Annotated in this window: 6 protein-coding genes and 4 tRNA genes; all 10 read left to right on the forward strand. The window is 60.1% G+C overall.

What is annotated here, in order from left to right; all coding sequences use genetic code 11:
- Nucleotides 1–276: 276 nt before the first annotated feature.
- The 10 genes from N645_RS0116270 (at nucleotide 277) to N645_RS0116315 (ending at nucleotide 8831) form a co-directional block, all read left to right on the forward strand.
- Entirely contained in the window at nucleotides 277–1065 is a 789-nt protein-coding gene (locus tag N645_RS0116270) for a DUF1080 domain-containing protein (protein ID WP_024462577.1), read from the forward strand.
- A 157-nt stretch (nucleotides 1066–1222) separates the two neighbouring features.
- A complete protein-coding gene (locus N645_RS0116275) occupies nucleotides 1223–4582 on the forward strand; it encodes a c-type cytochrome (protein ID WP_081666273.1) in 3360 nt (1119 codons plus the stop codon).
- 107 nt (nucleotides 4583–4689) lie between these two features.
- Nucleotides 4690–5802: an alanine racemase gene (gene alr / locus N645_RS0116280; RefSeq protein WP_024462579.1), complete on the forward strand. Its 1113-nt coding sequence runs from the start codon at nucleotides 4690–4692 to the stop codon at nucleotides 5800–5802.
- Nucleotides 5799–6797: a bifunctional biotin--[acetyl-CoA-carboxylase] ligase/biotin operon repressor BirA gene (gene birA / locus N645_RS0116285; protein WP_024462580.1), complete on the forward strand. Its 999-nt coding sequence runs from the start codon at nucleotides 5799–5801 to the stop codon at nucleotides 6795–6797. Before alr ends, birA begins: the two co-directional genes overlap by 4 nt.
- The gene (locus N645_RS0116290; protein WP_024462581.1) at nucleotides 6794–7540 is read left to right on the forward strand and encodes a type III pantothenate kinase; all 747 of its coding nucleotides are present in this window, start codon (nucleotides 6794–6796) and stop codon (nucleotides 7538–7540) included. The genes birA and N645_RS0116290 overlap by 4 nt, the downstream gene beginning before the upstream one ends.
- A 38-nt stretch (nucleotides 7541–7578) precedes the next feature.
- Nucleotides 7579–8277, forward strand: coding sequence for an SPOR domain-containing protein (locus tag N645_RS0116295; protein WP_024462582.1), 699 nt, complete (start codon nucleotides 7579–7581; stop codon nucleotides 8275–8277).
- Nucleotides 8278–8327: 50 nt separating this feature from the next.
- Nucleotides 8328–8403 (forward strand) — tRNA-Thr (locus N645_RS0116300).
- A gap of 93 nt (nucleotides 8404–8496) precedes the next feature.
- Nucleotides 8497–8580, forward strand: a tRNA-Tyr gene (locus tag N645_RS0116305).
- A gap of 61 nt (nucleotides 8581–8641) precedes the next feature.
- Nucleotides 8642–8715: transfer RNA gene (locus tag N645_RS0116310), tRNA-Gly, on the forward strand.
- Between the two features lie 40 nt (nucleotides 8716–8755).
- Nucleotides 8756–8831, forward strand: a tRNA-Thr gene (locus N645_RS0116315).
- The last annotated feature ends 190 nt before the right edge of the window (nucleotides 8832–9021 follow it).

Genomic DNA, 9021 nt, shown 5'->3' on the forward strand with positions numbered 1-9021 from the left:
TTTAGGCCAGCGGCCGTAAACCGACAAACTCTCCCCCACTCTCTCCCCAACCGACAAACCCACCCGTTTCGTTTTCCTAACACTGGTTACTTTTCGCAGAGTTGGTACACTACCGTGGCCCGAACCTGTGGGTGTTTTTACTAGATAAAACGATTTTTATATGCTATAAAACCAACCTCCGGTCTGATCGGCTGTTCGCTCCAATGTGAGGTATTCGGTCAAGTTGGTGCAGTGCTGAATGGCAGGCCCGGAGCTCAATAAAAGAGAGTCATAAAGATGCAGCAATTACCCCATTCTTTGAAAACCCTGAGCGCAGTGGTATTTGGCAGTATTGTGACGCTGTCTTGCAGCGCCGAGACCAATGAAACCGCGGCAGAGGAAGAACTTGAACCCTGGCAGCAAGCCCAGAAGACAGAGGTTTGGGAGCCGGTTCCTCCGATGGTGGAAGTGCCTCAGGACGGTGTCCCGTCCGATGCAATTGTTCTGTTTGATGGTAGCGACCTGGACGAGTGGGTCGGGGAGAACGGTGGAGAGCCGACCTGGAATCTGGACGGTGATGCGATGACCGTGGCCCGTCGTCAGGGTGGTATCCGGACCAAGCGGGAATTCTGTGACGTGCAGCTTCATATCGAATGGCGTTCTCCAACCGATATTGAAGGGATGGATGGTCAGGATCGAGGCAACAGCGGTGTGTTCCTGCAGGAGCGCTATGAGATCCAGGTGCTCGACTCCCATGGCAATGAAACCTATCCCAACGGCCAGGCTGCATCGGTTTACAAGCAATCCATTCCCTTGGTGAACGCGACTCGTCCGCGTGGCCAGTGGCAGGAGTACGATATTATTTATCAGGCCCCGCGCTTTGATGACAGTGGCGCGCTGGAAGAGCCGGCCTACGTGACCGTGCTGCACAATGGTGTCGTGGTGCAGAACCACTTCGAGATTCAGGGCACGACGGAGTGGATCGGCGAGCCGAGCTACGATGAAGCGCACGGCTGTGCTCCCATTTTCCTGCAAGACCACGACGCGGCGGTCAGTTTCCGGAATATCTGGGTTCGCGAACTGTAATACTCCCAGGAGGCAGGATTGCCCGCCTTTTTTTCATTGGCGAGGGATCGCGACGCAAGACCCGGCTGAACGCGACAGCCGGGTTTTTTTTAGTCAACTCAACACAAAACGATAACGTTAGGCCCGGCACAGCGCCATTCTGTTCAGAGGTAAAACTATGCTGAAAATAATAAAGAGGTTCGGTCAATCCTTTTGGGTGGTGTCGGCAGGCGTGCTGTCCCTGTTCGCCATTGGAGTGCAGGCGTCATTGCTGACACCTGAGGCACCCTGGGAGCAGGTTCATGATGTTCTGTATCAGGACGGGCGGTTAGAGCCTGTGGTTGGAGAGGGCAAACCTGAGACGCTCTTTCTCGACAGTGGCGCGGAGGACATGAGGCTCTTGTCGGAAGAGTCTCTGGGAGACTCCGTTCTGACGTTTGAAGTCCTACTGGCCGAGCAAACCCGTGCGGGTATTTATCTGCAGGGGCGCTATGAAGTGGTGCTGACCGGATCCGAGCAGACGGAGGCCTTGAAGACCGACAGTATGGGTGCCCTTGCGCCGCGATGGGATGAAAATCGGACTCCCCCGGAGTTTGATGGTGTGCCGCCCTTGCGCTCGGTAGGTGACACTGTTGGTCATTGGCTTCCCGTGGAAATACAGTTTCGCGCCCCTCGCTACAATGAGGCGGGGCAGAAAGTAGAGCCCGCCATGTTGCTTGAGGTTCGCATCAATAACCAGATCGTTCAGAAGCGTACGCTGCTTACCGGATTTACCCGAGGTTCGATTAACCCCTGGGAGACAACATCGGGGCCTTTGATGGTGCACGTTCATCAGGGACCGGTGGCGCTGCGCCAGGTGTCCTTGGCGCACGCCGATTTCAGTGCGGTCGAGCTGCCCTCTGAAACGGGCGGCGAGTCCAACCTGGGGCAACTGGAAGATTTTGTGGCCAAGGGCGAGAAGGCATTCAAAGCGCTGGGCTGCACCTCATGTCATGCCGTCACCGACGGCGAAAAATCGGTACGTGCCGGCCCCAACCTCTATGGATTGTTCCAACGGACCCCTCGTGATCGGGAAGTCAAGCAGGGGGAGGGAGACACCCGGTTTACTCTGAAAGCGGATCGGAGTTACCTGCACCGCAGTATCCGTCAACCGGATGCCGAGTTGGCAATCGCCGAATCAGGTTCAAACTCGGGTCAAGTTTATCAGCCGATCATGCCTGCTTACTCGACCGATACCTTGAGCGACGGCGATCTGGATGCGATCGGGGCCTATCTCAAAACACTCAATCCGCTGGCAACCCAGGGACCGGTCGTTCAACTGGTCGAAGAGGGTGGGCCGGAGGTCTATGATCCACTCACTGATGGATTGCAGCGTCTGGTTCTGGATGAAGTCCAGATCCAGCGGGGACCCATGCCTGGCACGTCCGGACGAGCCATACATGTTGGGCTGCCCAATGGTGTGAACTACAGCTTTGACCCCAGAGTGCTGGGTGTGGTCAAACTCTGGCAGGGTGGTTTCCTGGATATGGGAGGTGAATTGCGCAATCGCGGCGGAGGCGGTTTGCGTATGGGGTATGACAGCCGGGAGATTGGTCTGGGGGCGACCAATACGTTGTTCGCACCCCTTCAACCGGACGGAACGCCGGTCGACTTTTCATTCAAGGAATCGGTCTTTCAGGACCACGAGCAGGTGCGGGCTGCGCTGTACAGTGAGAAGGACCACTTTGATCTGCTCGCGGAGGTCGAAGCCCGTTTTCACGGTTACCGGCGAGACTCCCGACAAGCGGAGGCGGCTCCAACGTTTGAGGTATCCGTCGGTGACAATCGCTTTGGAATGGCCATGGACATCAGCGCCCAGGGTGTTCTGACGCTGGAGGTTGATGGGACGCTGAACTCCGAGCAGCGCCTGCAACTGGCAACGGAGCTCATCACGGATATCTCGGTCTCTGAAGGTTCCATTGCCGAGGGCCAGTGGCTTATCCCTGAGGGGAGCGAATTGCCGGTGCGCCTGCAGGGACAGCTGGCGCTATCTGACAACCCCTGGCGACCGGAAGTGAAATCGTTCGACCATGTGCGCCAGCCGCTGAAAGTGGTGCCCTCGCAGGCGGACCTTCTGGACGGCTACGCCATCGAAGACTATCTGCCCCCCAAAGACAACTACGGTCGAGACCTGTTGTTTGAGCCCTTGGGAATTGCCGTGGCTGAAAATGGGACGGTTGTGGTGGCGACCCGCAACGCCGGGATCTGGCGATTGATCGATGGTGAGTGGCACCTGTTTGCCGAGGGCCTTTTCGATAGCCTGGGTGTCGTGATTGAAGACAAGGCGGGTCTGGATCTGGTGGTTGGCCAGAAAGCCGAGTTGACGAGGATTCGGGACACCAACGGTGACGGGCGCGCAGATCACTATCAAACGCTGTTCGATGGGTTCGGTTATCACAGTAACTACCACACCTATCTGCACGGCCCGGTGAAAGGCGCCGATGGTGCTTATTATCTGGGGCTGAATCTGGCTCATACCGACGAGGCGGTCTACAAAGCCGATGGCCTCTATATGGGCTCTCAGGGAGGCTTCAGTGGCTGGGCGTTCAGAGTGACCCCCGATGGTGAGGCCACGCCCTGGGCCAGTGGTCTGCGCAGTGCGGCCGGCTGGGCTTTGGGGCCGGATGATCAGGTCTGGTTTACCGAGAACCAGGGCGAGTTTGTGGGCACCTCGAAGCTTTTTGTGCTGAAGAAAAATGCCTTCTATGGGCACCCGTCCGGGTTGGTTGATCTGCCGGGGATGACGCCGGACTCACCGGGCATAGCCTGGGCGCGAGTACGGGACCATCGCGAACCGGAACGGCTCTTGATGCCCCAGAACCTGTTGGCGAACTCTCCGGGGCACCCGGTCTGGGATAGCACCCAGGGACGCTTTGGCCCCTTCTCTGAACAGATGCTGATCGGTGATCAGACACAATCCAATCTGTTCCGGGTCGCGCTGGAAACCTTGCCGGATGGAACGGTGCAGGGAGCGGCAATGCCGTTTGCCCGAGATCTGGCGTCGGGGGCAATGCGTCCGGTTTTTCTGCCCGATGGCAGTCTGCTGCTGGGGCAAACCGGGCGTGGCTGGCAGGCGAAGGGTGGTCATGTGGCTGCCTTGCAACGTGTGAGCTGGCAGGGTGAGCAGCCTCCGCTGGCGTTGAAGCAGATAACAGTCACCGAAGATGGCTTTACTCTGCAGTTCACCCGGGCACTGCCGGAATCCCTGAGCCCTCAGGCGCTGGCAGATGCGCTCGCGCTGAGTTCCTGGACCTACCGGGATGCACCGGATTACGGTTCAGAGCAATTGGGCCAGCGTGATGAAGCGATCGCCGGACTTACGCTAAGTGACGACCGCACGACGGTGACGTTGGAGTTGGAGTCGACAGAGGTGCCGGACGTGCATCCACAACAAACGGCTCGGGTGTACCACTTCACGCTCGAGTCCGACGTGTTGACGCGCGATCATGGCGGTGTGCCGATGAGTGCGTTTTATACATTGCATCGCTTCGCCCCCTGAAAATGATGGAGCATCCAGGGATGGATGTAATTATCGTCTTCATCTGGATTTTCCCCGTCAGGTTTGCTTAGATGCCTCCATCGACCAGCCTGATGGACACCTGTTCTATGAGTACCGCGACCGGCACCCTCACGATTGACCTCTCGGCCCTGCGGGCCAACTGGAACACACTGTGTTCCGTCCTTGAGCAAAGGCCGGCCGCGGTGATCAAGGCCGATGCCTACGGACTTGGCGCGGAACCGGTGGGGCAGACGCTTTATCGGGCGGGCTGCCAGGAATTTTTCCTTGCCACCCTGGAGGAAGCGTTGACCGCTCGCAGCTTTCTTCCGGACGATGCCGTTATCTATATTCTCGGCGGTGTCCGCCCCGGCGAGGAAGAGGAGTGCATAAACGCGGGGCTGATACCGGTGCTGTACAGCCGGGCGGCCATGGACCGTTGGGCATCAGTCTGTCGGGCGCTGGATGTTGCCTCTCCCTCGGTGATCAAAGTGGACACCGGTATGACGCGGATGGGGCTCAGTCAGGAAGACTGGCGTGACTGTGTGGCGCAGCCCGAGTTGCTTGCCGGCTGTCATCCGGTCCTGGTCATGAGTCACCTCGCCTGTGCCGACGAGCCCGACCACCCCATGAACAGAGAGCAGCAACAACGGTTTGTGGCTGTGGCGCAAAGTGCTCGACGCTTGTTGCCGGGTATCCGCTGCAGTCTGGCCAACTCATCGGGTATTTTCCTGGGAGCCGACTGGCACTTTGATCTCGCGCGCCCGGGGGCGTCTCTGTTTGGCTTTGACCCCGTGGCCGATGGTGAGCCTGCCATGGCAGCGGTGGTGAAGCTGGAGCTGCCGGTCCTGCAGGTACGAGAACTGAGCCACCCGGCGAGTATCGGCTATGGGGGAGAAACCCGCCTGCCCGCCGGTCGGCGCCTGGCGGTGGTGGCCGGGGGCTATGCCGACGGACTCAATCGCACCATCGGTCGAGAGGGCGGGGTAGGATATCTGGGTAATACGCGCGTCCCGGTGATCGGACGAATCTCCATGGACACGACCATTTTCGATATTACCGAAGCGGCGCCCCCCGTATCGCCCGAAAACACCTGGATCACCGTCCTTGACCATCGGTTGCGGGTGGCCGATGTATCCCGCCGCATTGGTGCGCTGGGTTACGAAGTGCTTACCAGCCTGGCCGGGCGCTACCGTCGCGTTTATCGAGAGGTGGCGCAATGAGTCGTGATGAGGCGACCCTGTCCCGACTGCTGCACACGCTTTCCAGTGGCGATTACCACTCCGGGGATGAGTTGGGACAACGGCTGGGGATCAGTCGCGCGGCGGTGTGGAAGCAGCTGCAGAAGTTGAGCGAGTTGGGGATTGAACTGGAGTCGGTGCGGGGCCGGGGCTACCGGCTCTTGGGAGGCCTGGAGCTGCTGGAGCCGGATCGTCTCTGGGCACAGCTGCGTGACCAGACTCGCAATCAGCTCACCGAGCTGGAGGTCCTGTCGGTCACCGACTCCACCAACTCGCAGGCCATGCAGCGGGCTGCCCTGGGTCAGGGCGGCTATGTCTGCCTGGCGGAACAACAGACCGCCGGTCGCGGGCGTCGCGGACGTACCTGGGTCAGTCCGTTCGCGCGCAACCTCTATCTGTCGCTCAGTTGGGGGTTTGAGGGCGGCGCGGCTCAGCTGGAGGGGCTCAGCCTCGCGGTCGGCGTGGCAATGTGCCAGGTGCTCGAGTCAGAAGGGGTTGGGTCGGTCGGCTTGAAGTGGCCCAATGACCTGCTGTGGCAGCAACGCAAGCTCGCGGGTGTGCTGCTGGAAATGACGGGGGATCCGGCCGGCGCCTGCCAGGTGGTGGTCGGCGTCGGGCTGAACCTGGCGATGCCCGACCAGCCCGCCCGCGACATCGAACAGCCCTGGGCCGATCTGGAAACCGTGTGCGCGTCTGAGCGCTGCCCGGTTCCCGGGCGCAACGCGCTGGCAGCTCGGCTGATTGATGCCCTGGTGGCGCTGCTGTCCGGTTATCACCGTGAAGGCTTTGCCGCCTGGCGCGAGGCGTGGCTCGCTCGCGATGCGTTTGCGGGGCGCCGAGTTGTGGTCAGCTCCGGCGCTCGAGCACAGGAAGGGATTGCCCGAGGGGTGGATGTCAGTGGTGCTTTGCTGCTCGAGCAGGATGGCGAGCGCATTCTGTGCCACGGGGGCGAGTTGTCGATGAGAGCTGCGTCATGATTCTGGAAATTGATTGGGGAAACAGCCGGATTAAATGGCGCCTGCAGGGCGAATCCGGTACGCTGGCCGCCGGCGCCGAAGCGGGTAATGACCTCGAGACTGTGAGCGGTTCGGTGCAAGATGCTTTGCCTGCCGGTGTCATGCTGGGTACGGTGAGAGTGGCATCGGTGCGTCCGGCGGCGGATGAAGCCCGGCTGGTGCAGTGGGCACAGGCCCAGTGGCGGCTTACCCCCTGGTTTGCGCGCTCGCTGGCTGAGTGCGCTGGGGTTGTGAGCGCTTACTCGCAGCCCGAGCGCCTGGGGGTCGACCGCTGGCTTGCGCTTCTGGCGGCGCGCCAAGTGTCCCGGGACGCGGCCGTTATTGTTCAGGCCGGCACCGCGCTTACGGCGGATCTGCTGGATGAGCGGGGTGTTCATCGGGGAGGCTATATTGCGCCCGGGTGGCAGACGATGCGCCGGGCCCTGGATGTGGGAACGGCCCGCGTACGGAGTCTGCAGGGGCCGCCGGAGCGACTCCAGCTTGCGCCGGCGGACAATACCGAAGGCGCCGTTGAGGCTGCACTGTCTGCGATGCTGGTCGGGTTTGTCCAGAATGCCTGTCAGCAGCTTGCGGGGCCCTCCCGGTTGATTGTGGCCGGCGGTGACGCCGGGCTTATCGGCAGCCACTTTTCGCAGGCAAGCTTGTGGCAGGAAATTGTACTGGACGGTCTGGCGGTGGCGTACCGCGCGGAGACCGACGTCTAAGCAATCCGGATTGGTTCATTTCAGGGTAGAGCAGTTATATGCGGGCAATACTCGCGGTCTTGGTGCTGGTCAATGTGTTATTGCTGGCACTTCATCAATTTGGGGTGATACCGTCCTCTGGGCCCTCGGGCAGCGGAGAGGCGTCTGTGGTTCCCCGTTCTGCCCCTTCTCTTCAGCTTCTGTCCGAGGCGTCTGGCCAGTTGCCGCTTGCCGGGCGGTCGCACAGTGATCCGGATCAGGGCTCTGTGTCGGAAGTCTTGCCCCTGTGTGTCCTGGTGGGCCCCTTTACTGAGCGTGGCGATGCCGACTCCATTGGCCAGCGCCTGAGGGCGCTGGATGTGACGGCCGAGTCGCAGGATCTCGAGGTGTCTGACGGGCGTGGGTACTGGGTGCATCTGGCGCCGGAATTGTCCCAGCGGGAGGCGTTACGGCGCCTCCATGAGCTCCAGGCCAAGCAGATCGACAGCTACGTGATTCCCCGGGGAGAGCTCGCCAACGGCATCTCGTTTGGCATGTTCAGCCGTCGGGCCCTCGCGGAGGCGCGCCGGGATGAGCTTCAGGCGCTCGGTTATGACGCCAAGATCCGCGAAGTGGAGCGAACGCACAGGGAAATCTGGCTTGTGATGCCGGCTTTGCAGGCTCGGGCGCTGTCGGATCGGCTGTGGGAGGAGTTGCTGGCGGAGTATCCCACGCTGGAGCGAAGACAAAATTTGTGCCCAGGTGTTGCTTCTGAGTAAAAGTTTCTCTAGAATCCCGCCTCCACGTTGAGACGTGGTCAGGTTCGAGTGCTGGCGTAGCTCAGTTGGTAGAGCAGCTGACTTGTAATCAGCCGGTCGGGGGTTCGACTCCTCTCGCCAGCTCCATTTAACCTGAAACCCTGCATGTAACTGTGTGAAAAGATTGAATTTTCGGTTGACAGGCGGGGTTGCGAGCCGGACAATGCCGGCTACTTTTTGGCAGGGGTTCCCGAGTGGCCAAAGGGATCAGACTGTAAATCTGACGCGCAAGCTTCGGAGGTTCGAATCCTCCCCCCTGCACCATATTAGAAGGGCGCTCTGCGAGAGAGCCCTGCAAGGCCTGGCAGGAAGCGGGCCCGAGTTTGCGGGCATAGTTCAATGGTAGAACCTCAGCCTTCCAAGCTGATGATGCGGGTTCGATTCCCGCTGCCCGCTCCACTTTGCGGTGGAGCCAAGTAAGGCCTGAAACGTTTTCAAAGCTGATGTAGCTCAGTTGGTAGAGCACACCCTTGGTAAGGGTGAGGTCGGCAGTTCAAATCTGCTCATCAGCTCCATTTTGACAGCTGCGGAGGTGTGCCTCCGCAGCGGTTTTTTGTCTGAATATCCGTTGTCCTTGTGGCGCTTTGTCGCGTTGGCAGAGCCCGAAGTGCGCGGAATGGTTAACCCATCTGTAAAGCTTGAATGTGAGGAGGCGCTCGCAATGGCGAAGGAAAAATTTGAACGCAGTAAGCCCCACGTCAATGT

The sequence above is a fragment of the Marinimicrobium sp. LS-A18 genome (genome assembly GCF_000463525.1).
Lineage (GTDB): Bacteria > Pseudomonadota > Gammaproteobacteria > Pseudomonadales > Cellvibrionaceae > Marinimicrobium > Marinimicrobium koreense.